This window comes from Bradyrhizobium sp. AUGA SZCCT0158 (genome assembly GCF_018130065.1).
Lineage (GTDB): Bacteria > Pseudomonadota > Alphaproteobacteria > Rhizobiales > Xanthobacteraceae > Bradyrhizobium.
Genome location: NZ_JAFCME010000002.1, coordinates 394,429 through 419,432 on the forward strand (window position 1 = coordinate 394,429; position 25,004 = coordinate 419,432).

The window sequence follows — 25,004 nt, forward strand, 5'->3', positions numbered from 1 at the left end:
TTTTTGCATAGACCGGAAAATGGACAGCGACGCGCTCAGCACCTTCCTGACGGTTCACCGCCGCGGTGGAATCTCGAGCGCCGCCAAAGCGCTGCACCGCTCGCAGCCGGCGATATCCCGGCGTATCGCGCTGCTCGAACAGGAGCTCGGCGTGCCCTTGTTCGAGCGGATCGCAGGTCGGACGATGCTGAGCGATGCGGGGCGGGTGATGGTGCCGTATGCCGAGCGCGCGGTCGCCGCCGCGCAGGATGCGGAGAATGCGGTGCGTGCACTGGCGCGGCCGGATTCGGGACCGGTCGCACTCGCCGTGGTCGGCACGCTGGCGGGCGGCCGTCTCTCCGAAATCCTCAAGCGGTTTGCCGCCGAATATCCTGGTGTCGGATTGACGTTGCGCACGGCGACCAGCGCAGAGGTCAGCGATCTGATCCGGCGCGGCGAGGCCACCATCGGCCTGCGCTACGACCGCGACGGCTCGCGCGATCTCGATTGCGAATTGCTGCAAGCCGAACGGCTTCAGGTCGTGTGCGCGGCCGATCATCCGCGCGCCGGCCGGCGGGTCGCCAAACTGGCCGATTTGCGCGGCGAACGCTGGATCGCGTTTCCGGTGCTGCCGCGGCGGCGCGAGATCACGGCGTCACATGTGTTTGCGCTGTTTCAAACCCATGGATTGGGGGAGATCAGCTGGACGCCGGTCGACAGCCTCACCGCCCAGAAGCGTCTGGTCGAAGCCGGCCTTGGCATCGCATTGCTCTCGGAAAGCAACGCTGCAGAAGAACTGAAATACGGCTCGATCTCGACCATCCGTGTCGGCGATCTCAAGGCAAGCCAAGACGTCGTGACGGTGACCCGCCGCGGCGGCTTTCTCAGCGCGGCGTCGCGGCGGTTCCTGGAGATTTTGAAGGCGCGAATGGCGAATGGCGAGTAGCGAAGTTTCTATTCGCTATTCGCCACTCCCTATTCGCAGGCTTACGTCCCCGCCTTCACCTGGGCGACGGCGGTCGCCATCAGCTCGTCCATCTTGGCGCGGAGTTCCTGCTCGGTGAGGGCGACGCCCTTGGCCTTGATATCGCCCATCACCTTGCGAATGACGTCGGAATCGCCGGCTTCCTCGAAATCGGCGGCGACCACTTCCTTGGCGTAGGCAGTGGCGGCGTCGCCGGTAATTCCGAGCTTTTCTGCGATCCAGGTTCCGAGGAGCCGGTTGCGGCGCGCCTCGGCCTTGAACTTCTGATCTGCATCGAGAGCGAATTTCTTCTCGAAACCTTCTTCGCGCTTGTCGAAAGTGCTCATATTTGAGTTCCAATCCCTGCCAGATGCACGCGGGGGCCGCGTTGTGGCGGCCCCGTCGCCTACCTAGATAGAGGGGGCGAATCGGCAAAACAACGGGCCGTTAAGCCGCAGTCTACAGGTATAAGTTGGGCCCAATTGGGCCGTGTCGATTGTGCTGGATAGGCCAATCGGATAGGTTGCCAACAGGCTTGGTTCTTGTTCTGTTTCCAGTTGGTTAAGATCAGGTTCCTGGCCTTCACGGCAGCTCCGTCGTGGTCGTAAACCCTTGTCATCCGGAGCACACCAAATTCATGGATTTCAACAAAACACGGTACATCCCTATGAGCCGTCGACGCCGCATTTATGAAGGCAAGGCCAAGGTCCTGTATGAAGGCCCGGAGCCGGGAACCCTGATCCAGCACTTCAAGGACGATGCGACCGCGTTCAATGCCAAGAAACACCAGGTGATCGAGGGCAAGGGTGTCCTCAACAACCGGATTTCGGAGTACCTGTTTCAGCACCTCAACGACATCGGGGTGCCGACCCATTTCATCCGCCGCCTTAACATGCGCGAGCAGCTGATTCGCGAGGTCGAGATCGTGCCGCTGGAGGTGGTGGTGCGAAACGTGGCGGCGGGATCGCTGTCGCAGCGCCTCGGCATCGAGGAAGGCACCCAGCTGCCGCGCTCGATCATCGAGTTTTATTACAAGAACGACCAGCTCAACGACCCGATGGTCTCCGAGGAGCACATCACCGCATTCGGCTGGGCGACGCCGCAGGAAATCGACGACATCATGGCGCTCGCCATCCGCGTCAACGACTTCCTGACCGGGTTGTTTCTGGGCATCGGCATCCGTCTGGTCGATTTCAAGATGGAATGTGGCCGCCTGTTCGAGAACGAAATGATGCGGATCATCGTCGCCGACGAGATCTCGCCCGACTCATGCCGGCTGTGGGACATCAAGTCGAACGAGAAGCTCGACAAGGATCGTTTCCGCAGGGATCTCGGTGGTCTCCTGGAGGCCTATACCGAGGTGGCAAAGCGTCTGGGTATCCTGATGGAGAACGAGCGGCCGGCGGGTACGGGTCCGGTGCTGGTGAAGAGCTGAGGCAGGTCCTGTGAAAGCACGTGTTACCGTTACCTTGAAGTCCGGCATTCTCGATCCGCAGGGCAAGGCCATCGAAGGCGCGCTGAAATCGCTCGGCGTTGACGGCGTCGCCAGCGTCCGTCAGGGCAAGGTGTTCGACATCGAACTGTCAGGCTCGGACAAGGCCAAGGCCGAGGCGGCGTTGAAAGACGCCGCCGACAAGCTCTTGGCGAACACCGTGATCGAGAATTATGCTATCGAGTTGAAAGCTTAGGGATTAGGTGCGATGGCCGACGCGACGGCAGATCTGATGCTAGAGGTGTTGAAATCGGTCCAAGCGCGACTGGCGCAAGTCGATGGCAAGCTCGACGAGCAAAAGCAAGAGATGCAGGCGTTGCGCACGTCCCAGAACGGCATTCGTCAAGAGATTACGAGTGTGTTCCAAGAGATTTCGGGGATACACGCGACGTTGGTCCGATACGAAGGTCGTCTGGACCGTATTGAGCGACGACTTGAACTTAGTGATGTTCCGAATCTGACATGAAATCCGCAATTCTCGTCTTCCCTGGCATCAATCGCGAACGCGACATGGCGCGGGCGCTTAAACTCGCATCGGGCAACGAGGCCGCGATGGTCTGGCATGCCGAGACTGCGCTGCCCAAGGGTACCGATCTCGTGGTGGTGCCTGGCGGGTTTTCCTATGGTGACTATCTGCGCTGCGGCGCCATTGCGGCGCGGGCGCCCGTGATGGACGCGGTGCGGGATTTTGCCGCCAGTGGCGGCCTCGTGCTCGGGGTCTGTAACGGCTTTCAGATACTGTGCGAATCCGGCCTGCTGCCCGGCATCCTGATGCGCAACTCAAAACTGAAATTCATCTGCCGCGATGTGCATCTGCGGGTCGAGCGCTCGGATTCGCCGTTCACGCGCGGCTACAATGCCGGCCAGGTGATCCGCGTGCCGGTGGCGCATGGCGAAGGCAATTACGCGGCCGATGAAGAGACCGTGAAACGCCTCCAGCGCGAGGGGCGGGTGCTCTACCGCTATTGCTCCGCCGACGGCGTTGTCGACGATACCTCCAACATCAATGGCGCGGCGCAATCGATCGCCGGTATCGTCAACGAGCGCGGCAACGTGCTCGGCATGATGCCGCATCCGGAAAACCACGTTGAAGACATCATGGGCTGCACCGACGGCCGCGGTCTGTTCGCTGGCCTCGTCGCGCATCTGGAAAAAGCGGCGTGATTGCCGATAGCGTTTTCAAGCGAAGTGGGAACCGGTTCGCGTGAAGAAAACGCGTCAAAATAAAATGACGATGCGGCGGCTTTCACTTCTCGCGGCGGCCTTATTCGTTGCCACCGCCGCCCACGCGCAGGATTACCCAAAACGTCCCGTCACCATGATCGTGCCGTTCGCGGCCGGCGGCACCTCTGACGTGATCGCGCGCGTGGTCGCCGAGGAGATGGCGAAATCACTCGGACAGCCGATCGTGATCGAGAATATCGTGGGCGCCGGCGGCTCGATCGCGCTGGCGCGGGCGGCGCGCGCCGAGGCAGATGGTTACGCCATTGCCATCGGCAATGCCGGCACCAGCGCGGCGACCTATACGATCTATCCGAAACTGTCATTCACGCCGGACTCCTTCATGCCGATCGCGATGGTGGCGAAGACCTTCGGCATCGTCGCGTTGCGCAAGGATTTTCCGGCCAGGAATCTTCAGGAATTCATCGCCTTTGCTAAGAAAAATCCCGGCAAGATCAATCTCGGACATGCCGGAGTCGGCTCGTCGAATTTCCTGATCTGCAAGAGCTTTGTGCAGGCCGCCGGCATCGATGTCACGCTGGTCGGCTATCGTGGCGCGGCTCCCGCGCTGACGGACGCGATCGGCGGCCAGATCGATGGCGTCTGCGATGCCGCGGCTTCCGTGTCGCAGGCGATCGACGACAAGCTCGTCAAGGCAATGGTGGTCGGCTCGACGGTGCGGCTCGCGACCTTGCCGGAACTGCCGACGTCGGTGGAAGCGGGGCTTCCCGAATTCGAGGCGCAAGGCTGGAACGGCCTGTTCGCCCCAAAAGGCACGCCGCCGGCGATCATCGCGAAATTGAATGCCGCAGCGAAGAGCGCGGTGGAGAGCGATGCCGTCAAAAAGCGCTTTCACGATCTGTCGACCGTCGCCCCCGACGCCAATGAGCATACCCCGGAAGTGCTGCAGCAGCTCGTGACGCGCGACGTCGAGAAATACCGCAAGCTGTTGGAAGAGAAGAAATAGGCGGCCATCCCCTTCGATGTTCGGTCAAGGTTGCCGGGCCTTCGATCTGCCGCGCAGCCGGTCGATCCACTTGCCATAGCGATCGCCGGGAATGGTCATCGCGGCGACGCCGGCCATGACCAGTAACAGTCCGAGCGCGAGATTCGCCGGCACGGATTCACCGAGCAGCAGCACCGAAAGACCGACACCGATCGGTATGCGCAGATAGCCTTGCGCGTTGGTGGTGAGCGTGCCGAGCCGGCTCAGGCACATATAGAACAGCATCAGTCCGAACGCGCTCGAGAAGATGCCCATTGCGACGGTCGCCGCCAGGGCTTCCGCCGTCGGCCGCAACGTCCAGGGATGATCGACGATCAGCGATGCCGGCAGCAGCACGAAGCCGCCGAACAGCAGCGAGCCGGCCGCCACCACCATCGGATCGTAATCGGTCAGCCGCAGCCCGAAGATGGTGGCGCAGGCAAAGGAGAGGGTGGCGACAAGGATGACGATTTCGGCGAACACGTCCTTGCTGAGACCGCCGAGCGCATCGAGCCCGATGATCGCCGCCGTTCCGGCGAGGCCGAGGATGGCCCCAACCAGCTTCAACAGCGTCGCCGGCTCGTGCCGGGTGATGCCCCAGGTGATCAGGAAGGCGAAAATAGGCGTCGTCGAGGCCAGCACCACGGCGCTCGACGCCGGCACATATTGCTGCGCCCAGGTGATCATCAAAAACGGGATGGTCGAGTTGATGCTCTGCTGGAAGGCGAACAGCTTCCAGGCCCTGGCATCGATCGGGAGCCGTAATCCGCGCGCGTACAGGATGACGAGGAGGAATGCGGCCGCGATCAGCGAACGGGCCGAGATGAAGGTGATCGGCGGGATCGAGCCGAGGCCGATCTTGGTCAGCGGATAGGTCGAACTCCAGCAGCACGCCAGCGCCAGCAGCAGCGCATAATCTCGCCAGCTGTGCTTCCCCGGGGGAATGCTAGGTGGCAACGGCACCTGCGTCCATCGGCGGCTTCCGCTTCACCCGCTTGATGGTGCCGGAAAAGGTGAACAGCGACCGCTCGCCCGATTTCAGCACCCCGCGCAGGAAGATCAGGGAGCCGCCGGCGCGGGTGATCTCACCCTCGCATTCGACCAGTTCGCCTTCGTGTGCCGCATCGAGGAATTCGCAGCCAAATGCCACCGTCACGCCCGACCCCTGCAGCACCGGCGAGGCCAGCGCGAACAGGCAGTAATCCGCAAAGGTCATGAAGCAGCCGCCATGGACGTTGCGCTGGCCGTTGAGGTGTTTTTTCTCGACGCGGAAGGCGCAGCGGACCCGGCCGTCTTCCTCCACCCGGTGCCAGAACGGCCCGCTATGGGTTTCGAAATTGTCACGGGTCCAGGTGCGCCAGCCGGCGAATTCGCCCTCGGTTTCAACGTGCAGGTCGGGACGTTTGACGAATGCAGTATTGGAGAGGTCATTCACGAAATTGGGCCTTCCTTTGCAGGTTTAAGTCCTTAAATCCGATCCAGGCGTGATGTGCAAACGCCGATCCCGGCCGGCCCGCCGTAAAGCTCTGGACAGGCCGGAAATGCGTCCTAAAAGGCCTTTTCCCAGCCCCCCGATCTTCCTATTAAGGGACCCATGAACGAGCCCCAGATCACCCCCGAACTCGTCGCCAGCCATGGTTTCAAGACGGACGAGTATGAGCGCATCCTCAAGCTGATCGGGCGGGTGCCAAGTTTCACCGAACTCGGGATTTTTTCCGCGATGTGGAACGAGCATTGCTCGTACAAGTCCTCGCGCATCCATCTGCGCGGGCTGCCGACCAAGGCGCCCTGGGTGATCCAGGGCCCGGGCGAGAACGCCGGGGTGATCGACATCGGCGACGGCCAGGCGGTCGTGTTCAAGATGGAGAGCCACAACCACCCGAGCTATATCGAGCCCTATCAGGGCGCGACTACCGGGGTCGGCGGCATTTTGCGCGACGTGTTCACGATGGGGGCGCGGCCGATCGCGTGCCTCAATGCGCTCTCCTTTGGCGCGCCGGAGCATCCCAAAACCCGTCATCTGGTGTCGGGCGTGGTCGCGGGCGTCGGCGGTTACGGCAATTCGTTCGGCGTGCCGACGGTTGGCGGGCAGGTGCGTTTCCACACCCGCTATGACGGCAACATCCTGGTCAATGCGATGGCCGTCGGCCTCGCCGACACCGACAAGATCTTCTACGCCGCGGCCTCCGGCGTGAACATGCCGATCGTCTATTTGGGATCCAAGACCGGCCGTGACGGCATTCACGGCGCGTCGATGGCGTCGGCCGAATTCGACGATGACAGCGCCGAGAAGCGCCCCACAGTGCAGGTCGGCGATCCCTTTGCGGAAAAGCTGCTGCTGGAAGCCTGCCTCGAAATCATGGAAGCCGATTGCGTGATCGCGATCCAAGACATGGGCGCGGCCGGGCTGACCTGTTCGGCGGTCGAGATGGGCGCCAAGGGCGATCTCGGCGTCGACCTCGATCTCGACGCGGTGCCGACGCGCGAAACCGGCATGAGCGCCTATGAGATGATGCTCTCGGAAAGCCAGGAGCGCATGCTCATGGTGCTGAAGCCCGAGAAGGAACAAGAGGCCGAGGCGATCTTCCGCAAATGGGGGCTCGATTTCGCCGTCGTCGGCTACACCACGCCGAGCAAGCGCTTTGTGGTGAAGCATGGCGGCGACGTCATGGCCGATTTGCCGATCAAGGAATTGGGCGACGAGGCGCCGTTGTACGACCGGCCGCATGTCGCATCCGCATTGTTGCCGGTGGTGCGCGCGCAGGACGTCAAGCCGCCGATCGGCATTTCGGAAGCACTGGAAAAGCTGATAGCGACGCCCGAGCTCTGCTCGCGGCGCTGGGTCTGGGAGCAGTACGACCACGTCATCCTCGGCAATACGGTGCAGCGCCCGGGTGGCGATGCCGCCGTCGTGCGGGTGCAGGACGGACCGAAGGGGCTTGCGCTCACTGTCGACGTGACGCCGCGTTATTGCGAAGCGGATCCGTTCGAAGGCGGCAAGCAGGCGGTAGCCGAGGCCTGGCGCAACATCACCGCGGTCGGCGGACGGCCGCTCGCGATCACCGACAATCTGAATTTCGGCAATCCGGAGCGGCCCGAGATCATGGGCCAGTTCGTCGGCTGCCTGAAGGGTATTGCGGAAGCCTGTCGTTCGCTCGACTTCCCCGTCGTGTCCGGCAATGTCTCGCTCTACAACGAGACCAACGGCCGCGGCATCCTGCCGACGCCCTCGATCGGCGGCGTCGGGCTGCTCGACGATTTCACCAAGTCCGCGACGCTCGCCTTCAAGGCGGCAGGCGAGGCGATCCTGTTGATCGGTGACACGCAGGGCTGGCTCGGACAGTCCGTCTATCTGCGCGATGTCTGCGGTCGCGAAGAGGGCGCGCCGCCGCCGGTGGACCTCGCCGCCGAAAAGCGCAATGGCGACGTGGTGCGCGGCATGATCCACGCCGGCACCGCAACCGCGGTGCATGACGTTTCCGACGGCGGACTTCTGATCGCGCTCGCCGAGATGGCAATTGCGAGCGGCATCGGTGCGCAGCTGTTGGCGGCGCCGGCCTCGATCGTGCCGCACGGCTACTGGTTCGGCGAAGACCAGGCACGCTACATCGTGACGGTGCCGGCGGCCGATGTCGGACTGGTGCTGGCGAAGATGAAGGGCGCCGGGGTGCCCTGCGCGCGGATCGGCACCACTGGCGGCGATGCGATCGCGGTGGCCGGTGAAGCACCGGTCGCGGTGGCCTCGCTCAACACGGCGTTCGAAAGCTGGCTGCCGGCTTACATGAGCGGCAAGGCGTCTTAACCCTACAGTCATGCCGGGATGGTCCGTAGGACCAGACCTCAGATGTGTAATTGCACATCGGGGAATCTCGAGATTTCGGGTTCGATGCTCCGCATCGCCCCGGAATGACGGCTCAAGTTCAAAGCACCCGCTTCGCACCCGGAATCTGCCGCAGCGCGCGCGTCAACGCCCAGCTGAACGCGACCGTTAATACGAATCCGATGGGGGCTTTCACGGTCGCAGGCATATTGAAATCGAACAGCCAATACTGCAGCCACAGCGCGATCGGATAGTGCACCAGGAACATGCCGTAGGCATCGCCCTGCATCGGATCGAGTACGCTCCTGCCGGAGTTGGCGAACCTCAGGAAATAGGCCAGGATCAGGAACAGGATGGCCACGCTGAAGACAGTGAAGCAGACAGCATAGGCCCCTTCATACCAGTCGGGCAGGTCTGCTGGATTCCCCAGGTTTTCGCGCTTGATGGAGATCAGCACCCACATGAGGTAATACGGAACGATCGCCAGGATCATCCAATCCCAGCTGACCTTCGCCATCCGGCCGTCAGCCGCGAGCAGCCCGCGATCCATCATCGCAACGCCGATGCCGGCGCCGAAAAAGAAGTAGGTTGCGTAGAGCATCACGCGGCCGTGCTGGACCGAGAACGGCCCGAACTCGAACCAATCGCTGGCACCGTAGTGAACCCGCCCGGGAATGTAGAACGCCGCGGTGACGGCAACCATGACCGCGAAGAACACCGCGGGCCGGCGGCGACCGTGCAGCGAGAGGCGATTGATCGGATCGAGAAGGTTGGGTGACAGCCGATACAACAGGCAAGCAACCAGATCGAAGCCGAGCAAGACCCAAAGGAACCAGATCGGTCCGCTCGGCCAGGGTCCGACGGTGACGGTTTTCCACCAGAATGAAGCGAAGCTGACCTCGGGATGCTGCCGCAGGGAAATGGCGTAATAGGCGATCGGAATGACGGTCAGCGCGCAGATCGCGAATGGCAGGGCAAGCCGAAACAGGCGATCCTGCAAATAATTCAGCGGTCCCTTTCGGGCAATGCCGGACCATGCGAACAGGCCAGACAGGAAAAAGAACATCGCCATGAAGAAACTGTCGGTGGCGAGCACGATCATGTCGAAGCCGAAGAATGACTTCGAGTCGGTGTGACCGTAGTAGGTGTACGGGATGACGGCGTGGTGCAGCAGCACCACCAGCGTCAGGAAGGTGCGGGCGCGATCGAGCGAAAGGTTTCGCGATTTGGCTTTTGGCACCGCGTGGGCGTCGGCATGCCCCACGGTGGAAATCGAAGTCATGCGCGCCTCCCCAGCCGCTGTTTGTCCGGAATGTTGCAGCCGGGAACCCGATCAGCAAGGCGAATCATCAAGCCCCGCGGCGCGGCATCGTCGTTCATTCGATAAAAATGTCGCGACATGCGACTGAACACGATTCGGAATTTCGCCGCATGGCAAAAAGCGCGAAGCGCGACTTCGCGCCTGACGATCCAGCCGTCAGCGCCTTGGCCGTCGGATCAGGCCCTCAGGCCACTTCCTCGATCTTGACCTTGTCCGGATAGAACGCCAGATGGCCGGCGATCTCTGCCATCGCCGGGAACGGCGTCTCATAGGTCCAGATCGAATTCTCCAATGTCTTGCCGTCGGCGTTGATGCTGAAATAGTTCGCGTCCCCCTTGTAGGGACAATGCGTGGTCCGCTCGGTGCGGGCCAACAGCGCCATATTGACGTCGCTGCGCGGCACATATTGCACCGCCGGATAGCGCGCCTCCTTGAGAGTGAGGGCCTGGGTAGTGTCGGCGATGACCACGCCGCCGGCCGAAACCCGGACGCGCTTGGGATTGGCCGCAATCGTGATCGGATGGTCGGGACCGGGAAGTTTCATGGTTCTTGGCCTCTTTTTGGGTCAGCCGGATGTGACCGGACGCCTCAGCCTGAATGGTTTAAAAGGTTTGAACCCGGGATATAGTGCCGGGCAGGATGACCTAGAAGGGCGTACGCGCTAGGTTTGGTCGTCACGGTCGCGAGAGCTGGCCGTGATTCGCAACATCTGACGGAGACATGCTGGAATGCCGATGGACGCCCACGATATCGAATCGATGATCAAGGCAGCCATACCCGATGCCGAGGTGACGATCCGCGATCTGGCCGGCGACGGCGATCACTACGCCGCGACCGTGATTTCTGAGTCCTTCCGCGGCAAGTCGAGGGTCCAGCAACACCAGATCGTCTACCAGTCGCTCAAGGGGCAGATGGGCGGCGTGCTGCACGCACTGGCGCTGCAAACCGGGGTACCTGGCGGACCTGGGGTGCCCGAAGGCTGACCGAACCTCGGAGGCGCGCCAATGGCGGCGGATGCACACGGCGCGCTGTTCCGACCGATCGTGCCGCACCAGCACAGCCGGGTGACTTACGCCGAGCTGTTCTTCGACCTCGTCTTCGTCTTTGCGGTCACACAGATCTCGCACAGCCTGCTCGGCCATTTCACGCCGTTGGGCGCGCTGCAGGTCACGATGCTGTTCCTCGCGGTCTGGTGGGTGTGGGTCTACACCTCCTGGATCACCAACTGGCTCAATCCCGAAAAGACCCCCGTCCGGCTGCTGCTGTTTGCGCTGACGCTCGGCGGGCTCGTGCTCTCAACCTCGATTCCGAAGGCGTTTGACGACCGCGGGCTGTGGTTCGCGGTGGCCTATGCCGCGATGCAGGTCGGCAAGACCGTGTTTCTGTGGGTCGCGACGCCACCGTCGCGTCCTCTGGCGCGGATGAATGCGATCCGGATCACGTCGTGGCTGGCGTTGTCGGCGGTGTTCTGGATCGCGGGTGGATTTGCGAAGGGCGAAACCCGGCTGGTGCTGTGGGGGATCGCGCTCGTCATCGAATATCTGTCGCCGGCGGTGCGGTTCTGGATACCCCGGTACGGCGCGTCTTCGGTTGCCGATTGGGTGATCGAGGGCGGCCACATGGCCGAACGCTGCGCGGGGTTCATCATCATCGCGCTCGGCGAATCCATCATTGTGACGGGTGCTACTTTTGCCGAGCTGACCTGGACGATCGAAAATGTCACGGCCTTCGTGTCAGCCTTTGTCGGCACCCTGGCGATGTGGTGGATCTACTTCAACAAGGGCGCCGAAGCGGGATCCGAACAGATTTCAAAATCGAGCGAACCGGGGCGGCTGGCGCGGCTCGCCTATACTTACCTGCACATGCCGATCGTGGCGGGGATTATCGTCACGGCAGTGGCCGACGAACTGGTGCTGAAGCACCCGGGCGGTCATTCCGATCTCAGGACGGTGCTGAGCGCGACCGGCGGACCGCTGCTGTTCCTGATCGGGACGATCCTGTTCAAGCACAGTTTTCGCGGATTTCTGCAGCTCTCGCATGGTGTCGGTATCATCGTGCTGTGCGGACTGGCCTGGTTCGCGCACGACCTGTCGCCGCTATGGCTCTCGCTGCTCACGACCGCGATCATGGTGGTGGTCGCGGTGTGGGAATCGATCTCGCTCAGGTCCGACACGCCCGAGTAGTGTGGGCCGGTCGCGTGACCGGCGCGCCGTCGCGAACGGCACTACTTCTGAGCGACGAGGTTCTTCAGGACGAGGTCGGACAATTGGACCACAAGGGCACGAAGCCTGACGTTTTCCTCGATCAGCGACGCCAGCGCGGCGCTCGCCTCGGAATCAGCTCCCTCGTCTTCATCGACTTGCGCCGATAAAGGTCCGAAGCGGTGCTTCTGGCTCCTGGACGTCGGATACGCATTCCCCATAACTAGATCCCCTGGCACGAACTCAACCCCAGCCAACTCAACCCCAGCCAAGTCGTCGGAGCAGGATTGGCTGAGTCGGCGTCAAAATTTGGACATTTCGAAGGGGAAACGACAGCGCTGCTGCAGCGAATTGCTGGCGCAGAATGACGAAATTGCAAATTTGTTAAGCATTTGCTTTCATACGAGACGACGAAGGGGCTGATGCGCGGCGGCGCTGCCACCTTGTTCGCAAGTACAATCTGACCAGCGCGGTCAACTCAGTCCCCACGGCATGCCCGTGGCCGAGAACGCGCGCCGATGAAACAAAGCGAAGCACGTGCCCTGATACTCCAGCAGTGGGATGACTGGATACTGACGCAGGCGATCGATCCTGGCGGACCCACCGGCAAGGACTCGCTGCGATTCTTCTACGAGCTGCAGGACGACGGGTCGCCGCTATTGGATTTCCAATCTCGCGGGCAGGACAAATGGCGGATCATTCACGGCTGGCTTCTCGGCGCCGAGCGATTGTCCGATCATTGGATGATGCCTTCGCCACGGATCATACCCACGCGCAAGCCGCGGTCGGCGCGCGGCAAGTCCGGGGCGAAAACGTGAGGGCTCAGTCCAAGGCCGCCAGCGCGTGCACCGAGAACATCCTGTTCTTGTCGGTCCAGGACTCCCGCACCTTCCAGCCCGCGCCACGCGCCAGCGCGGTGAAGCGCTCGAAGCTGTATTTGTAGCTGTTCTCCGTGTGGATGCTCTCGCCGGGGCGGAACGAGAAATTGTGCCCGAGCACGCGCACGTTCTGCGCTTTGCGGCTGATCAGATGCATCTCGATGCGATGGCGGTCGCGATTGTAGATCGAGCGGTGGGTGAAGGCGGAGAGATCGAAATTGCCGCCGAGCTCGCGGTTGATGCGCACTAGCACATTGAGATTGAAGCGCGCGGTAACGCCGGCTGAATCATTGTAGGCGTCATACAGCACGCGCTCATCCTTCTCGAGATCGACGCCGACGATCATCTGCGCGCCGTCGCCGAGGATCTCGCGGGCGGTGCGCAGGAAGGCGCTGGCTTCATTCGGCTCGAAATTGCCGAGCGTCGATCCCGGAAAGAAGCCGAGCTTTGGCATATTGGCGATCTCGGCCGGCAGCGCAAACGGTGCCGTGAAATCCGCGGCCACCGGATAGACGTTGAGGCCGGGGAAATCCTTGCGCAGCGCATCGGCCTGCGCCTTGAGGAAGTCGCCTGATATATCAACCGGAACGTAGGCGCCGAAGTCGCTGCGTTCCAGCAGCAGGCGCACCTTCGTGGTGGCGCCGGCGCCGAATTCCACCAGCGCCGCCCCCTTCGCGATGATCGCGGCGATCGCATCGCCGCGGTCGCGCAGAATGCCAAGTTCGGTACGGGTCGGATAATATTCCGGCAGCACCGTGATCTGTTCGAACAGCTCCGACCCCGTGACGTCGTAGAAATATTTCGGCGACAGCCGCTTGGGATGCTGCGCGAGGTTGCCGATCACGTCTTCCGCAAACGCCGTAGTCTGTTCGTCGAACTCGTGCGTGTGGGCCAAAGCGGGGGCATGCACATTCATGATACTCTCCTGAACGCGCTTCCCGGCGCGCTTTTGATCATCGGTTGGGCGTGATCTGGTTCGGAAAGGCGTCGTCGCCGTTCCGGATCATGCTTGAGAAAGGTCAGGCGTAGTCTGCAAGGCGCAATCCCGTGAATTGCCAGCGGTGGTGCGGGTAAAAGAAGTTACGATAGGTGATACGGCTGTGACCGGCCGGAGTTGCAAGCGACGAACCGCGCAGCACCAGTTGGTTGACCATGAACTTGCCGTTATATTCGCCGAGCGCGCCTTCGATGGCGCGATAGCCGGGATAGGGTGAGTAGGAACTGCGGGTCCACTGCCAGACGATACCGAAGGCGTCGTTCAACAGGCCGGCACGTGCCGCGACTTCCCATTCCATCTCGGTCGGCAGATGCTTTCCGCTCCAGCGCGCGAACGCATCCGCCTCGTAATAACTGACATGGCTGACCGGAGCGGACGGATCGATCGGCTGCAATCCGCCGAGCGTCATGATCTTCCATTCGCCGCCAACCTGGCGCCAGTGGCCGGGCGCCTGCCATTGCTCGTTGTTCACGGTGGCAAAACCGTCCATCAGCCACAGCGTCGCCGTCGCGTAGCCGCCGTCCTTCATGAAGGCGAGCCATTCGGCGTTGGTGACGAGGTTGCGGGCGAGTTTCACCGGGCCGACCAGCGCGCGGTGGGCGGGCTTCTCATTGTCGAAATGAAAACTGTCGTCGGTATGCCCGACGGTATGGATGCCTTCGTTGAGGGCGATCCATTCGTCACCGCCCCGTGTCGGGGCAGGGAAGCGCCACGCCGCATCATAGGCCGGCGGGATCGGGTTCTGGGCGAAGGCGTGCAGGATGTCAGTGAGCATCAATTCCTGATGCTGTTGCTCGTGGTTGAGGCCGACCTCGACCAGCGGTACCAGCGCGTTGAGGGCGTCCTCGCGCGCGGTCTGGAAGAATTTGACGACGGCGGCATCGACATGGCGCCGATAGGCGGTGACTTCGTCGGCGCTCGGGCGCGTCAGGTGACCGCGCTGGTGGCGGGCATGGCGGGGGCCGGCACTGACATAATAGGAGTTGAACAGGAAGGCGTAGTCGGGATGAAAAGCCCGATAGCCCTCGCAATGCTCGCCGAGCAGGAATTGCTCGAAAAACCAGGTGGTATGAGCGCGGTGCCACTTTGCCGGGCTGGCGTCCGGCATCGACTGGATCAGCTGATCCTCGGGACTTAAGGGCGCGGCCCGGCGCTCGGTCTCGTCCCGGACTGCGAGATAGGCGTCGACCAGTCGCTGGGCGAGGGTGCCGGAATCGGAAAAGAGTGACGGGGTGGGGGTGGCTAACGCGGCCGCGGCTACTGATTTCGTCACTGGTGGCTCCGGTTCGGGAGAGAACGTTTCTCTGGCAGACAGGTTCCTGACGGACAGTCCGTCCTAGATAGGGGTTCCCATCCGGGAAAAAAGCCTCCCGGCGCCGTGATATTGATGCCATCAAACTATGAGCCGCCCGGCCTTTTGGGCGCCGCGGCAAGGCCGCGCATGCCAGCTCCTCGCCATTTTACTTTGGATGCACAACGGTTTGGGCTACATATATGACCAGTATCGGGGTTGAATCGGACGAGCCGGCCCGTAAGTAAGGCTTAGCCGCAGGGGGCTGTGCCCCAAAAGGAAGCGAATATGAGCATCGAGCAATTCATCGACAACGAAGTGAAGTCGAACGACGTCGTGCTGTTCATGAAGGGAACGCCGCAGTTTCCGCAGTGCGGTTTCTCGGGGCAGGTGGTCCAGATCCTCGATCACGTGGGCGTCGGCTACAAGGGCCTGAACGTTCTGGAATCCGCCGATCTGCGCGACGGCATCAAGACCTACTCCAACTGGCCGACGATTCCGCAGCTCTACGTCAAGGGCGAGTTCATTGGCGGTTGCGACATCATCCGCGAGATGTTCCAGGCCGGTGAATTGCAGCAGCTGTTCGCCGACAAGGGCGTCGCCGTCAACACGGCGGCTTCAGCCTGAGTTCGACCGCGCGCCAGATCGGCAAGGCGCGGCTGGAAGTCATCGTTGCCGACATCACCAGCTTGCGCGTTGACGCCATCGTCAACGCCGCGAATTCGTCCCTGCTCGGCGGGGGCGGCGTCGATGGGGCGATCCATCGGGCGGCCGGACCTGAACTGTTGGCCGAGTGTCGCACGCTGAATGGTTGTGCGACCGGCGATGCCAAAATCACCCGGGGCTACCGGCTCAAGGCCCAACATGTGATCCACACAGTTGGACCGGTTTGGAACGGCGGTAACCTTGGCGAAGACGATTTGCTCGCCTCGTGCTATCGCCACTCGATCGAACTTTGCCGACAGCACGGTCTTGCCTCCGTGGCCTTTCCGGCGATTTCAACCGGGATCTATCGCTTCCCCGCTGAACGCGCGGCCGGGATCGCGGTCGCAACCGTGGTCGTTGCGTTGGCCACGGCACCCGAAATGACCAGCGTGATATTTTGCTGCTTCTCCGAGGGTAGCGCCCGTCTGCATGAATCGGCACTGGCTGCCTTCGGGAGCCCTTGTGCCTGATGACACGCGACCGCTACACTCCCCGGGCGAATTCCGGGGAGGGGTCCAATGAATTCACGTCAAGTGCTGCGCGCGCTCGTTTGTGGCGCGCTGACGTTGAGCGTGCCGCCGCTCGCCCGCGCCGAGGGCACCTTCGATATTCCGGCGGGTGCGCATTTCAATGAAGCAAAACTTGCCAGGATCAGCGAGTTCTTCGCAAACGAGGTCGCAACCGGCAAGATCGCCGGCGCGAACGTCCTGATCCAGCAGCGCGGCAAGCCGGTCTATCACCAGACCTTCGGCGTGCAGGATGTGGTCTCCAAGACGCCGATCACGGACAAGACCATCTTCCGCCTGTCTTCGCTGACCAAGGCGATCACCTCGGTCGTGGCGATGCAGCTGATCCAGGACGGCAAGATCAAGCTCGACGATCCCGTCTCGAAATACATTCCGTCCTTCGCAAACATGAAGGTCGGCGTGGAGAAAAAGGCCGAGGACGGCAACAGGACGCTCGAACTGGTCCCGATGACCCGGCCCATTACCATTCTCGACCTGTTGCGCCACACCTCCGGCATCACCTATGGCTTCTATGGCGACAGTCTGGTGCGCAAGGCCTACAAGGAAGCCAACCTCTACGCAGGCGAATTCGATCTCGCCGAGTTCGCCGAACGGATCGCCAAGCTGCCGTTGCACAACCAGCCGGGCGCGCTCTGGCAGTACGGCCATTCCACCGACATCCTGGGACGGATCATGGAGATCGTGTCCGGAAAATCCTTGCTCGAGATCGAGAAGGAAAAGCTGCTCGATCCGCTCGGCATGACCGACACCGGCTTCTTCGTCACCGAACCGGAGCGGTTGCAACGGCTCGCCCAGCCGGTGCCGAACGACAGTGATTTCCGTGTCGGCCGCCAGTACCGGACCGAGGTTCGCCAGAAATGGGAATCCGCCAGCGGCGGCATGGTCTCGACCATGTCGGACTTTTCGCGCTTTGCGCAAATGCTGCTCAACGGCGGGACGTTCGAGGGCAAGACCTATCTGAGCCCGAAGACGTTCGAGTTGATGGCATCGGACCATACCGGCAAGAATTCCGGCGTCGAGCGGGATTATTTCTATTTTCCCGGTGACGGCTTCGGCATGGGGCTTGGATTTGCCGTGCGCACCGATCCCGGCAACGCCAAGCCGCCGCCGCCGGGATCGCTGGGCGAATTGAAATGGGACGGCGCCTCGGGTTGCTACATGGTGATCGACCGCAAGCAGGAAATGTTCTTCGTGGTTCTTGAGCAGACGCCAACCGAGCGGCAACGCGTCCAGCGCACCCTCAAGCAGCTGGTCTATGAAGCGCTGGAGAATTGACGGCGTGAAGCTCCGCGGTTTGTTCGCAGCGGCGCTGGCCGCATTCGTCGTCCTCGTCTCGTCGTATGTCGTGCGTGCCAGCGAGCCTGCGCCGGGCGCGGGAAGCTTTTCGCGCGAAGGCCTGGCGCGCGTCGGCGACTATATCCGCAACGAAATCGCGGCCGGCACAATCCCCGGTGCGATGTTGCTGATCCAGCAGCACGGCAAGCCGGTCTATTTCGAGAGCTTCGGCGTCCGCGACGTCGCGACCAAACTGCCGATGAGCGCGGATACCATCTTCCGCCTCTATTCGATGTCGAAGCCGATCACCTCGGTGGCGGCGATGATGCTGGTCGAGGACGGAAAATTAAGACTCGACGATCCGGTCTCGAAATACATCCCGGCCTTTGCGGCGACAAAAGTCGGCGTCGAGAAGCGCGCCGACGACGGCACGCTGACGCTGGTCGAGGAACCGCTCGAACGGCCCATTACCATCACCGATTTGCTGCGCCATACCTCCGGCCTGCCTTACGGTTACATGGGAGGAGGTCTTGTACGCGCCCGCTACGCCGAGGCCGGTCTGATCCGCCGCAACCTGACCAATGCCGAATTTGCCGAGCAAGTCGCAAAACTGCCGTTGGTCGAGCAGCCAGGCACGCGATGGGACTACGGCTTTTCCACCGACGTGCTCGGGCGCGTGATCGAGGTGGCGTCGGGAAAATCCCTGCTTGAGTTCGAAAAGGAACGGTTGCTCGGCCCACTCGGGATGAGCGAGACGGCGTTCATCGTCAGCGATCCGGCAATGCGGCCACGCATTGCCGAGCCGATGCCGACCGATCGCGCGATCAGCCCGGTCACCAACGTCCGAGATCCGATGGAGCCGAGGCGGATGGAGTCCGGCGGCGGCGGCATGGTGGGCACCATCGGCGACTATGCTCGCTTCGCCCAAATGCTGCTGAATGGCGGCACTTTCGAAGGTCGTCGCTACCTCAGGCCCGAGACGATCGCGCTCATGACGTCCGACCATATCGGCGCGAAAACGAAAATCGCGCGCGACTATGCCTACTATCCCGGCGAAACCAGCGGCTTCGGCCTCGGTTTTGCGGTGCGCACGTCGGTGCCGCCGAACACGTCGTGGCCGCTGGGCGAGTACCGCTGGGATGGGGTCGCGGGCACGTTCTTCTTCATCGATCCCAAGGACGATATGTTCGCGATCTTCATGGTGCAGACGCCATCGCAGCGCGGACGCATTCAGCTTGCATTGAAGACGCTGATCTATCAGGCCTTGGGAAGGTAAGCGTCAAGCCCCGCGCACGATCTCGCGCACGAAACCGACCGTCTCTTCGATCATCGCGGCCGTCACATCGAGATGGGTGCAGGCACGGATCCTGCCGTCCATCATCGCCAGCAGCACGCCGCGCTTGCGCAGAGCCTCGATCATCTTGTCGCCCGGAATGCCGGCACCGTCAGGCTTGAAGAACACGAGGTTGGTCTCGGGCTCCTGGACCTCGATGCCATTGATCTGCGAGAGGCCGCGCGCCAGCGCCCGCGCGTTGGCGTGATCGTCGGCGAGGCGGTCGACGTGATGGTCGAGGGCGTAGACGCAGGCCGCTGCACAAATGCCGGCCTGCCGCATCGAGCCGCCGAGCCGCTGCTTCCAGCGCCAGACATTGTCGATGAAATCGCGCGAGCCGGCGATGGCGCCGCCGACGGGCGCACCGAGGCCCTTGGAGAAATCGATCCACGCCGAATCCCAGCCCGCAGCCATGTCGCGCGCGGAAATACCCGACGCGACGCAGGCGTTCAGCAGTCGCGCTCCGTCCATATGGGTGACGAGCCCGTTGGCCTTGGCGATTTCGACGATCTCATCCAGCGCGGCCTTCTTCCAGATCGTGCCGCCGCCGATATTGGCTGTTTGTTCGACGCTGACGACGGTTTGCGGCGGCTGGTAGCGCGAGCGCGGATGAAGCGCGGCACGAAACGTCTCCGGCGAGAATTGCCCGTCGTCGCCCGGCAGCGGGGTGATCTGGAAGCCGCCGAGGGCGGCATGCGCACCACCTTCGCGGGCGATGATATGTGCGCTGACATGCGCCAGGATCTCGTCGCCCGGCCGGCACCACGACAAGGTCGCCGCGACGTTGCACATGGTGCCCGACGGCATGAATACGGCCGCTTCCTTGCCGAGCAGGTCGGCGACGCGTTCGCACAGCAGGTTCACGGTCGGATCATCGCCGATCTGTTCGTCGCCGACTTCGGCCCGCGCCATCGCCTCGCGCATCGCCGGCGTGGGGCGGGTCTGGGTATCCGACAGCAGGTTGATACGGACCGGCGCTGCCTTGGGATCGCGCGGAGGAGGGGTGTAGTGGGTCATGACTGACTCTCGTGATTTGCAAGATGACGGGGAGAGGGAGGAATTATCTGAAGCGCAGATTTTCGCGTGACAACTGGTCGATCGATCTGCACCCCATCAGCTTCATGTCGCGCTCGATCTCGGTCCGCATCAGGCCGAGTGCGCGCTCAACGCCGGCCTGGCCGGCTGCGGCGAGAGGATAGAGATAGAAGCGCCCGACGCCAACCGCTTTGGCTCCCAGCGACAATGCTTTCAGGACATGGGTGCCACGCTGGATTCCGCCGTCGATGATGACATCGATCCGGTCGCCGACGGCATCGACGATTTCAGCCAGCTGATCGAACGCCGCCCGCGAACCGTCGAGCTGCCGGCCGCCATGGTTGGACAGGATGATGCCGGTGCAGCCGATCTCGACGGCGCGTTTGGCATCGGCCACCGACATGATGCCCTTCAGGCAGAATTGTCCGTTCCATAGCTTCACCATTTCAGCGACGTCGTCCCAGGTCATGGACGGGTCGAGCATTTCGGTGAAGTAGCGCCCGATCGACATGGCGCCGCCGCTCATATCGACGTGCTCGTCGAGCTGAGGCAGTTTGAAGCCCTCATGAGTGAGATAGTTGATGCCCCACATCGGCTTGATCGCGAACTGGGCCATGCCGGCAAGCGTCAGGCGGAAGGGAATCGAGAATCCGGTTCGCAAATCGCGTTCGCGATTTCCCCCGGTGATGCTGTCCACCGTCAGCATCATGACGTTGACGCCGGCTTGCTTCGCCCGCTGCATCATGGCGCGGTTGAGACCGCGGTCGCGGTGAAAATAGAACTGATAGACCTGCGGCGTAGCGTGCGCCTTGCGCAGTTCCTCGAGGCTGACGGTGCCGAGCGAGGAGACGCCGAACATCGTGCCGTACTTCGCGGCTGCTGCAGCCACCGCGCGCTCGCCGGTATGGTGGAACAGGCGCTGCAGCGCAGTCGGGGAGCAATAGACCGGCATCGCCAGCTTCTGGCCCATCACGGTCACCGACATGTCGATGGCCTCGACGCCGCGCAGCACGTTGGGGACCAGATCGCAGCGCTCGAAGCTTTGGGTATTCCGGCGCAGCGTCGCCTCGTCGTCGGCGGCGCCGTCGATGTAATTGAAGATCGGGCCGGGCAAGCGCCGTTGCGCCAGCTTTCGGAAGTCATGGAAGTTGTGGCAGTCGCTCAAGCGCATGGCGTTTCCCCGCGGGGCAGAAAAAAGGCCCCGGTTTTCCCGGGGCCTTTGTAGCTCGAAAATCCGCGCCGATCAGCGCGAATAGAATTCGACGATCAGATGCGGCTCCATCTGCACCGCGAACGGCACGTCCGACAGCGCCGGGATGCGGGTGAACTTCGCCGTCATCTTGGAGTGATCGGCCTCGATGAAGTCGGGCACGTCGCGCTCGCCGAGCTGGCTGGCTTCCAGCACCGGGGTGAGCTGCTTGGAGGATTCCTTGATCTCGACGACGTCGCCGGGCTTGACCTTGTAGCTCGAAATGTTGACGCGGCGGCCGTTCACCTTGATGTGGCCGTGGTTGATGAACTGGCGCGCGGCGAACATGGTGGCGACGAACTTGGCGCGGTAGACCACGGTGTCGAGGCGGCGCTCGAGCAGGCCGATCAGGTTTTCACCGGTGTCGCCCTTCATCCGGCCGGCTTCGACATAGATGCCGTGGAACTGGCGCTCGGAAATGTTGGCGTAATAGCCCTTGAGCTTCTGCTTGGCGCGGAGCTGCACGCCGAAGTCGGACAGCTTGCCCTTGCGGCGCTGGCCGTGCTGGCCGGGGCCGTATTCACGGCGGTTCACGGGGCTCTTGGGGCGGCCCCAGATATTCTGGCCCATACGGCGATCGATCTTGTACTTCGCCTCACTGCGCTTAGTCATCGCGTCCTCTTGATAAGTTTGAGTTTTGAGGAGACGCGCCCTCCTGTGCGCCGGGAACTTCCCGGTGCCGACAGGTCCGCCTCGAAAGCTCGGGGAGGACCACGGGTCGCGAAACGCAACGCGGGCCGAAAACGGCCCGCGAGCAAGCGGGTTATTAGGGGGGAAGTGCCGTTGTGTCAACGATTTGGGCACGTCATTCCGGGGCAATGCGCAGCATTGAACTATGGTGCGCAATTGCGCACCTGAATTGAACTATGGTGCGCAATTGCGCACCTGAGGATCTCGAGATCCCGAGAGGTGCAATTGCACCCCTGAGGTTCGCTTCGCCCCGGGATGACGGCCGTGAGGCCGTCAAGTCGCGACCGCCCGGACCGCTTTTGGCTCGGTTTGCTGCCGATTCGCCCGCAATTCCCCCGCGATTTCGGTGTTCAGCACCTGTTCCAGCCGATTCAGCACCTTGGCGATCAGGGCGGCGTCGGTAATCCGGTGGTCCCAGCGCAGCACGACGTCGATCGACTGGTCAGGTTTCTCGACCCCGTAGCTCAGCACGAAGGGGCCCGGGCTCATGGCGTGGAGCTGGCCGGCGCCATAGGCGGCCACCGACGTGACCCCGAAACTGCCGAAATAATTGGCGCGCTGGCGGCCGAAATTCAGCCCGATCGCCCAGAACAGCCGGCGCAGCGGCAGCGGCAGCCGCGTCGTGCGCAGGATTTTGCGGAACGCCGGCACCTGTTCGATCGGCGCCTCCTTGGCATGCCGGATCATCGCGTCGACCTCCGCCAGCGACATTTCATCGGGGGCGGTGACCTTTTGCGGCAGCACGCAATCCTGGCCGTCCTCGACGCGCGCGATCGCCACCATCGCGACGCTGCGCGGCAGTTCGTAGAACGCAGGCATTGGCCATTTGACGTACAGCGTGCGCAGCACCGGTTGCTCCTTGGCGACCAGCGCGAACGCCTTGACGAAGATCGCCGCCCAGCCCGGCCGCACCGCGGCCTGCGCGCGCGCCTCCAGCAGGCCACGGATATTGAGCGGCCGCGCCAGCGAGACGAACGGCACGCGCTTCGACGCATGCATGAGGTCAGCGACGAGACGGCGCGGCAATGTTATTTTTCGAACCGTTCCGCGCATGACTCCGCTCAAGTTCCTGCAATCAACAAATCAGAAAAACCAGCGGGCCCAACGACCCGCCAGTGCCCTGATGTAGCACGAACCGGCCGGTTTGACGCCAGAGCCTTTCCGTTTCGATTGCATCGAAATGGAGCTCTGGGCCCTTATTTTGACCCGTTTTCTTGACGCGAACCGGGTCTACCCACGGACCAAGTCCGAGGGCATGCTTCGCTTGAAAACGCTCCAGCCTTATGGCGCTGGTTTGGCCAAGGGTTCGCCTGCCTTGACGACGTAAACCCCAAGCACTTTGAAGGGCTTGTCGCCGGCCTTGGCGTCGTGAACGACGCCTTCCGGGATCTGGTAGGATTCCCCGGCCTTGATCTTCACGGGCGGCTTGCCGTCGATGATGAGCTCAAGCTCGCCCTCGAGCACATAGCCGGTCTCGGCACCGGGATGGGTATGGCGGCCGGCCGCGCCGCCTGCAGGCACTTCCGCAATCGCGGTGACGGTGTTGTAGCCGGGTGGGAAGTCGAGTTTTTGCAGCGGGGTGCGCTTGATGCCGCTTTGCTGGGCAATCGCGACCCCGGCGCCGGCGAAGGCTATGACGGTCAATCCGAGCAGAATTTTCCTGATCATGATGTTTGTTCTCCCTGTGGGTAAAGACTAGCACGACACCACCGCCGGCAAAGCTGGGTGTGCAGCTAACGCTTGATCCCTTCAAAACTCGCCGCGATGCCGCGCTGAAACAGCGACCAGTCGAAGCCGAGCGCGAGCGCCACATACCCGCGCTCGATCATTTTATTGGCCTGTTCGGCCGATCGCGCGACGCCGCCGATCGGTACGCCGCTCTTGAAGATGCCTTCCTCGGCGCGCTGCATCAGCGCGACCACTTCGGGGTCGTCGGGCAGGCCACGCTTGTTGATGGATGTCGCAAGGTCGCCGGGGCCGATCACCGCAAGGTCGATGCCTGGCGTTGCCATGATCTCGTCGATGCGGTTGACCGCCTCGACATGTTCAATGGTGATCATGCAGATCATGTCATCGTCGGCGGTCGCCATGTAGTCCGGCATCGACACGCCCCAACGGAACGGCGCGTGAAACGGCCCCCACAGCCGGTCGCCCTTCGGCGGATAGCGCACGCTGCGTACCGCCTTTTCGGCATCGGCCGCGTTGCAGATCATCGGAAAATTGATGCCGAGCGCACCGATGTCCATCGGCGCCTTCGCCAGATGCGGCTCGTTGGCCGCGATCCGCACCATCGGCACGCAGGGCGTGCCTGAAGTGGCCGTGATCATCGCATGCGCCGAGCCGAGATCGATCGGGCCGTGTTCGAGATCGACGATGATCCAGTCAATCCCGGTGCGGGCCATGATCTGCACCGTCTGGATCGAGGGGATGGTCGCGATGGCGCCGAAGGTCGGACGCTTCTCGCGCCATTGCTGACGGAGACGGTTGAGGGGCGTGGAGGGAGCGGAGGTCAAATGGAAATTCCGTTTGGCGGGGAGGGCGGATGCGCGCAGGATAGCATATGATGCGCGGGTGCTAATGGCTCTCTCCGCGTCATTGCGAGCCACCGGGTCGCGCGAATGCGCGCCCGATGACAGGCTCCGCGAAGCAATCCACCTATCCGCGCGCCGAGGCATGGATTGCTTCGCTTCGCTCGCAATGACGGCGATGGTGTAGCGCCACACCATGCTGTCATCCCCGCGCACGCGGGGATCCAGTACGCCGCGGCTTCTCAGTTCAATCATCAGGTCTCTGGGATACTGGATCACCCGCATGCGCGGGTGATGACAGCTGAATATGTGTCGCGATCTCGCGGCGCATTGCGCCCGAGCTTTGCCAGAAATTCCTTGCCCTCGAAAATGAGGGCGCAGGGAAGACCGGGTGCGCGCTGCACCCGGGGTCCCGTGTGCGGTTAGCACAAGAAATGCTGCACACGAGCATACAGGGCAGCGGAGAACACCCGGCCTTCCCTGCGCAATGGCTTTACGGCTTATGCCGTGATC

At 62.5% G+C, this 25,004-nt stretch carries 28 protein-coding genes; 14 read left to right on the forward strand and 14 right to left on the reverse strand.

The features are described from left to right. Positions 1 to 19 precede the first annotated feature (19 nt). Positions 20 to 925 carry a LysR family transcriptional regulator gene (locus JQ574_RS04690; RefSeq protein ID WP_212204520.1) on the forward strand — a complete coding sequence of 302 codons (906 nt, stop codon included), beginning with the start codon at positions 20 to 22 and terminating at the stop codon, positions 923 to 925. A 41-nt stretch (positions 926 to 966) separates the two neighbouring features. Here the strand turns inward: JQ574_RS04690 and JQ574_RS04695 are convergent, their stop codons facing one another. Beyond that, positions 967 to 1,290 (reverse strand): DUF1476 domain-containing protein, encoded by a 324-nt coding sequence (locus tag JQ574_RS04695; RefSeq protein WP_192734171.1) that lies wholly within the window; start codon positions 1,288 to 1,290, stop codon positions 967 to 969. Between the two features lie 320 nt (positions 1,291 to 1,610). Here JQ574_RS04695 and purC point away from each other — a divergent pair, with 320 nt between their 5' ends. The 5 genes from purC to JQ574_RS04720 all read left to right on the forward strand — a co-directional run bounded on the left by purC (position 1,611) and on the right by JQ574_RS04720 (position 4,623). Next, entirely contained in the window at positions 1,611 to 2,378 is a 768-nt protein-coding gene (gene purC, locus JQ574_RS04700) for a phosphoribosylaminoimidazolesuccinocarboxamide synthase (RefSeq protein WP_171708996.1), read from the forward strand. Positions 2,379 to 2,388: 10 nt separating this feature from the next. Further along, positions 2,389 to 2,631 (forward strand): phosphoribosylformylglycinamidine synthase subunit PurS, encoded by a 243-nt coding sequence (purS, locus tag JQ574_RS04705; protein ID WP_212204521.1) that lies wholly within the window; start codon positions 2,389 to 2,391, stop codon positions 2,629 to 2,631. 12 nt (positions 2,632 to 2,643) lie between these two features. Continuing rightward, positions 2,644 to 2,901: a hypothetical protein gene (locus JQ574_RS04710; RefSeq protein ID WP_212204522.1), complete on the forward strand. Its 258-nt coding sequence runs from the start codon at positions 2,644 to 2,646 to the stop codon at positions 2,899 to 2,901. Beyond that, a complete protein-coding gene (gene purQ, locus JQ574_RS04715; RefSeq protein WP_212204523.1) occupies positions 2,898 to 3,599 on the forward strand; it encodes a phosphoribosylformylglycinamidine synthase subunit PurQ in 702 nt (233 codons plus the stop codon). Before JQ574_RS04710 ends, purQ begins: the two co-directional genes overlap by 4 nt. A gap of 70 nt (positions 3,600 to 3,669) precedes the next feature. After that, on the forward strand, positions 3,670 to 4,623 hold the full coding sequence (locus JQ574_RS04720; protein WP_249119089.1) for a tripartite tricarboxylate transporter substrate-binding protein: 954 nt from the start codon (positions 3,670 to 3,672) through the stop codon (positions 4,621 to 4,623). Between the two features lie 24 nt (positions 4,624 to 4,647). Here the strand turns inward: JQ574_RS04720 and JQ574_RS04725 are convergent, their stop codons facing one another. Together JQ574_RS04725 and JQ574_RS04730 are read right to left on the reverse strand one after the other, a co-directional pair. Continuing rightward, the gene (locus JQ574_RS04725) at positions 4,648 to 5,604 is read right to left on the reverse strand and encodes an EamA family transporter (RefSeq protein WP_312014621.1); all 957 of its coding nucleotides are present in this window, start codon (positions 5,602 to 5,604) and stop codon (positions 4,648 to 4,650) included. Beyond that, positions 5,588 to 6,076, reverse strand: coding sequence for a PaaI family thioesterase (locus tag JQ574_RS04730; protein ID WP_212204524.1), 489 nt, complete (start codon positions 6,074 to 6,076; stop codon positions 5,588 to 5,590). Before JQ574_RS04730 ends, JQ574_RS04725 begins: the two co-directional genes overlap by 17 nt. Before the next feature lie 159 nt (positions 6,077 to 6,235). On the opposite strand from JQ574_RS04730, the gene purL reads away from it, so the two are divergent. Beyond that, positions 6,236 to 8,443, forward strand: coding sequence for a phosphoribosylformylglycinamidine synthase subunit PurL (purL, locus tag JQ574_RS04735; protein WP_212204525.1), 2,208 nt, complete (start codon positions 6,236 to 6,238; stop codon positions 8,441 to 8,443). Positions 8,444 to 8,561: 118 nt separating this feature from the next. On the opposite strand, the gene JQ574_RS04740 is transcribed toward purL, so the two are convergent. Both JQ574_RS04740 and JQ574_RS04745 read right to left on the reverse strand, forming a co-directional pair. Further along, positions 8,562 to 9,743 (reverse strand): acyltransferase, encoded by a 1,182-nt coding sequence (locus JQ574_RS04740; protein ID WP_212204527.1) that lies wholly within the window; start codon positions 9,741 to 9,743, stop codon positions 8,562 to 8,564. 223 nt (positions 9,744 to 9,966) lie between these two features. After that, the gene (locus JQ574_RS04745) at positions 9,967 to 10,326 is read right to left on the reverse strand and encodes a DUF427 domain-containing protein (RefSeq protein ID WP_212204535.1); all 360 of its coding nucleotides are present in this window, start codon (positions 10,324 to 10,326) and stop codon (positions 9,967 to 9,969) included. Positions 10,327 to 10,510: 184 nt separating this feature from the next. Between JQ574_RS04745 and JQ574_RS04750 the strand changes: the two genes are divergently transcribed. Together JQ574_RS04750 and JQ574_RS04755 are read left to right on the forward strand one after the other, a co-directional pair. Beyond that, positions 10,511 to 10,765, forward strand: a complete 255-nt coding sequence (locus JQ574_RS04750) for a BolA family protein (protein WP_065750297.1) — start codon at positions 10,511 to 10,513, stop codon at positions 10,763 to 10,765. A gap of 21 nt (positions 10,766 to 10,786) precedes the next feature. Next, positions 10,787 to 11,965, forward strand: a complete 1,179-nt coding sequence (locus JQ574_RS04755) for a low temperature requirement protein A (RefSeq protein ID WP_212204537.1) — start codon at positions 10,787 to 10,789, stop codon at positions 11,963 to 11,965. Between the two features lie 41 nt (positions 11,966 to 12,006). Here JQ574_RS04755 and JQ574_RS04760 read toward each other — a convergent pair whose 3' ends face one another. Next, complete coding sequence (locus tag JQ574_RS04760) at positions 12,007 to 12,204, reverse strand: hypothetical protein (protein WP_212204539.1); 198 nt, start codon at positions 12,202 to 12,204, stop codon at positions 12,007 to 12,009. Between the two features lie 297 nt (positions 12,205 to 12,501). On the opposite strand from JQ574_RS04760, the gene JQ574_RS04765 reads away from it, so the two are divergent. Beyond that, positions 12,502 to 12,801, forward strand: coding sequence for a hypothetical protein (locus JQ574_RS04765; RefSeq protein ID WP_212035102.1), 300 nt, complete (start codon positions 12,502 to 12,504; stop codon positions 12,799 to 12,801). Between the two features lie 4 nt (positions 12,802 to 12,805). On the opposite strand, the gene egtD is transcribed toward JQ574_RS04765, so the two are convergent. Further along, positions 12,806 to 13,777, reverse strand: a complete 972-nt coding sequence (gene egtD / locus JQ574_RS04770; protein WP_212383337.1) for an L-histidine N(alpha)-methyltransferase — start codon at positions 13,775 to 13,777, stop codon at positions 12,806 to 12,808. Positions 13,778 to 13,880: 103 nt separating this feature from the next. Continuing rightward, positions 13,881 to 15,131: an ergothioneine biosynthesis protein EgtB gene (gene egtB, locus JQ574_RS04775; protein WP_212204543.1), complete on the reverse strand. Its 1,251-nt coding sequence runs from the start codon at positions 15,129 to 15,131 to the stop codon at positions 13,881 to 13,883. 306 nt (positions 15,132 to 15,437) lie between these two features. Between egtB and grxD the strand changes: the two genes are divergently transcribed. The 4 genes from grxD to JQ574_RS04795 are packed head-to-tail and all read left to right on the forward strand — an operon-like array spanning position 15,438 to position 18,932. Continuing rightward, positions 15,438 to 15,776: a Grx4 family monothiol glutaredoxin gene (gene grxD, locus JQ574_RS04780; RefSeq protein ID WP_211996336.1), complete on the forward strand. Its 339-nt coding sequence runs from the start codon at positions 15,438 to 15,440 to the stop codon at positions 15,774 to 15,776. Beyond that, positions 15,773 to 16,324 (forward strand): O-acetyl-ADP-ribose deacetylase, encoded by a 552-nt coding sequence (locus JQ574_RS04785; RefSeq protein WP_212204998.1) that lies wholly within the window; start codon positions 15,773 to 15,775, stop codon positions 16,322 to 16,324. Before grxD ends, JQ574_RS04785 begins: the two co-directional genes overlap by 4 nt. 48 nt (positions 16,325 to 16,372) lie before the next feature. Continuing rightward, positions 16,373 to 17,656, forward strand: coding sequence for a serine hydrolase (locus JQ574_RS04790; RefSeq protein ID WP_212383339.1), 1,284 nt, complete (start codon positions 16,373 to 16,375; stop codon positions 17,654 to 17,656). Then, positions 17,637 to 18,932, forward strand: a complete 1,296-nt coding sequence (locus tag JQ574_RS04795; protein WP_212204546.1) for a serine hydrolase domain-containing protein — start codon at positions 17,637 to 17,639, stop codon at positions 18,930 to 18,932. Before JQ574_RS04790 ends, JQ574_RS04795 begins: the two co-directional genes overlap by 20 nt. 3 nt (positions 18,933 to 18,935) lie before the next feature. Here the strand turns inward: JQ574_RS04795 and JQ574_RS04800 are convergent, their stop codons facing one another. The 6 genes from JQ574_RS04800 to JQ574_RS04825 all read right to left on the reverse strand — a co-directional run bounded on the left by JQ574_RS04800 (position 18,936) and on the right by JQ574_RS04825 (position 24,476). Continuing rightward, positions 18,936 to 20,006, reverse strand: a complete 1,071-nt coding sequence (locus tag JQ574_RS04800) for a low specificity L-threonine aldolase (protein WP_212383341.1) — start codon at positions 20,004 to 20,006, stop codon at positions 18,936 to 18,938. A 43-nt stretch (positions 20,007 to 20,049) separates the two neighbouring features. Beyond that, complete coding sequence (locus tag JQ574_RS04805) at positions 20,050 to 21,195, reverse strand: alpha-hydroxy acid oxidase (RefSeq protein WP_212204549.1); 1,146 nt, start codon at positions 21,193 to 21,195, stop codon at positions 20,050 to 20,052. A 72-nt stretch (positions 21,196 to 21,267) separates the two neighbouring features. Beyond that, entirely contained in the window at positions 21,268 to 21,885 is a 618-nt protein-coding gene (gene rpsD / locus JQ574_RS04810; protein ID WP_211996331.1) for a 30S ribosomal protein S4, read from the reverse strand. 351 nt (positions 21,886 to 22,236) lie between these two features. Continuing rightward, positions 22,237 to 23,016, reverse strand: a complete 780-nt coding sequence (locus JQ574_RS04815) for an acyltransferase (protein WP_212204551.1) — start codon at positions 23,014 to 23,016, stop codon at positions 22,237 to 22,239. 228 nt (positions 23,017 to 23,244) lie between these two features. Beyond that, positions 23,245 to 23,631 (reverse strand): cupin domain-containing protein, encoded by a 387-nt coding sequence (locus JQ574_RS04820; protein ID WP_212204553.1) that lies wholly within the window; start codon positions 23,629 to 23,631, stop codon positions 23,245 to 23,247. 65 nt (positions 23,632 to 23,696) lie between these two features. Further along, complete coding sequence (locus JQ574_RS04825; protein ID WP_212204555.1) at positions 23,697 to 24,476, reverse strand: HpcH/HpaI aldolase/citrate lyase family protein; 780 nt, start codon at positions 24,474 to 24,476, stop codon at positions 23,697 to 23,699. Positions 24,477 to 25,004: the final 528 nt, after the last annotated feature.

Bases quoted from the DNA above. Each gene is read 5' to 3' on its own strand.
- grxD (WP_211996336.1), top strand. From the start codon at position 15,438: ATGAGCATCGAGCAATTCATCGACAACGAAGTGAAGTCGAACGACGTC.
- JQ574_RS04765 (WP_212035102.1), top strand. From the start codon at position 12,502: ATGAAACAAAGCGAAGCACGTGCCCTGATACTCCAGCAGTGGGATGAC.
- JQ574_RS04795 (WP_212204546.1), top strand. From the start codon at position 17,637: ATGAAGCGCTGGAGAATTGACGGCGTGAAGCTCCGCGGTTTGTTCGCA.
- purL (WP_212204525.1), top strand. From the start codon at position 6,236: ATGAACGAGCCCCAGATCACCCCCGAACTCGTCGCCAGCCATGGTTTC.
- JQ574_RS04745 (WP_212204535.1), bottom strand. From the start codon at position 10,326: ATGAAACTTCCCGGTCCCGACCATCCGATCACGATTGCGGCCAATCCC.
- JQ574_RS04755 (WP_212204537.1), top strand. From the start codon at position 10,787: ATGGCGGCGGATGCACACGGCGCGCTGTTCCGACCGATCGTGCCGCAC.
- JQ574_RS04820 (WP_212204553.1), bottom strand. From the start codon at position 23,631: ATGATCAGGAAAATTCTGCTCGGATTGACCGTCATAGCCTTCGCCGGC.
- purQ (WP_212204523.1), top strand. From the start codon at position 2,898: ATGAAATCCGCAATTCTCGTCTTCCCTGGCATCAATCGCGAACGCGAC.
- JQ574_RS04805 (WP_212204549.1), bottom strand. From the start codon at position 21,195: ATGCGCTTGAGCGACTGCCACAACTTCCATGACTTCCGAAAGCTGGCG.
- JQ574_RS04720 (WP_249119089.1), top strand. From the start codon at position 3,670: ATGCGGCGGCTTTCACTTCTCGCGGCGGCCTTATTCGTTGCCACCGCC.
- JQ574_RS04740 (WP_212204527.1), bottom strand. From the start codon at position 9,743: ATGACTTCGATTTCCACCGTGGGGCATGCCGACGCCCACGCGGTGCCA.
- JQ574_RS04750 (WP_065750297.1), top strand. From the start codon at position 10,511: ATGCCGATGGACGCCCACGATATCGAATCGATGATCAAGGCAGCCATA.
- JQ574_RS04690 (WP_212204520.1), top strand. From the start codon at position 20: ATGGACAGCGACGCGCTCAGCACCTTCCTGACGGTTCACCGCCGCGGT.
- JQ574_RS04790 (WP_212383339.1), top strand. From the start codon at position 16,373: ATGAATTCACGTCAAGTGCTGCGCGCGCTCGTTTGTGGCGCGCTGACG.
- JQ574_RS04760 (WP_212204539.1), bottom strand. From the start codon at position 12,204: ATGGGGAATGCGTATCCGACGTCCAGGAGCCAGAAGCACCGCTTCGGA.
- JQ574_RS04815 (WP_212204551.1), bottom strand. From the start codon at position 23,016: ATGCGCGGAACGGTTCGAAAAATAACATTGCCGCGCCGTCTCGTCGCT.
- rpsD (WP_211996331.1), bottom strand. From the start codon at position 21,885: ATGACTAAGCGCAGTGAGGCGAAGTACAAGATCGATCGCCGTATGGGC.
- JQ574_RS04710 (WP_212204522.1), top strand. From the start codon at position 2,644: ATGGCCGACGCGACGGCAGATCTGATGCTAGAGGTGTTGAAATCGGTC.
- purC (WP_171708996.1), top strand. From the start codon at position 1,611: ATGAGCCGTCGACGCCGCATTTATGAAGGCAAGGCCAAGGTCCTGTAT.
- JQ574_RS04800 (WP_212383341.1), bottom strand. From the start codon at position 20,006: ATGACCCACTACACCCCTCCTCCGCGCGATCCCAAGGCAGCGCCGGTC.
- JQ574_RS04695 (WP_192734171.1), bottom strand. From the start codon at position 1,290: ATGAGCACTTTCGACAAGCGCGAAGAAGGTTTCGAGAAGAAATTCGCT.
- egtD (WP_212383337.1), bottom strand. From the start codon at position 13,777: ATGAATGTGCATGCCCCCGCTTTGGCCCACACGCACGAGTTCGACGAA.